This is a genomic window from Natrinema soli, from assembly GCF_028618695.1.
The window spans coordinates 1-512 of sequence record NZ_JAQIVI010000308.1 but is presented as its reverse complement, the minus strand read 5'-3'; the positions used below and the strand labels follow the sequence as shown (position 1 = coordinate 512).

Genomic DNA, 512 nt, shown 5'->3' with positions numbered 1-512 from the left:
CGGGCATCGTCGGCCTCGGCGTCGGCCTCGCGGCGGCGGGCTACCGCCCGGTGGCCGAAATCCAGTTCGCCGGGTTCAGCTTCCAAGCGTTCGCCCAGATTCACCAGCACCTCTCGCGAATTCGCAGCCGGTCGCGCGGGAAGATCACCTGTCCGATGGTCGTCCGTGCGCCGTACGGCCTCGGCGTCTCGGCCCTCGAGCACCACTCCGAGAGCTACGAGGCGGGCTACGCCCACATCCCGGGACTGAAAGTCGCGATCCCCTCGACCGCACGGGACGCGGCCGGACTGCTGCGCGCGGCCATTCGCAGTCCCGACCCGGTCCTCTTCTTCGAACCCATGCCGCTGTACCGGGCGGCCAGGCGACCGGTCCCCGACGAGACCGTCGTCCCGCTCGGCGAGGCGCGCGTGGTCGAGGCGGGGACTGACGCCACGGTCATCGCGTGGGGCGCGATGGTCCGGGAGGTCGAGGACGCAGTCGCGGGTCTCGAGGCGGATATCGAAGTGATCGAC

General features: G+C 70.9%; 1 protein-coding gene. It reads left to right on the top strand.

Annotated features, from left to right (window positions below; translation table 11 throughout):
• Nucleotides 1-512 (top strand): alpha-ketoacid dehydrogenase subunit beta (locus PGX04_RS18660; protein WP_377043036.1); only part of this gene is annotated, 512 nt, incomplete at both ends.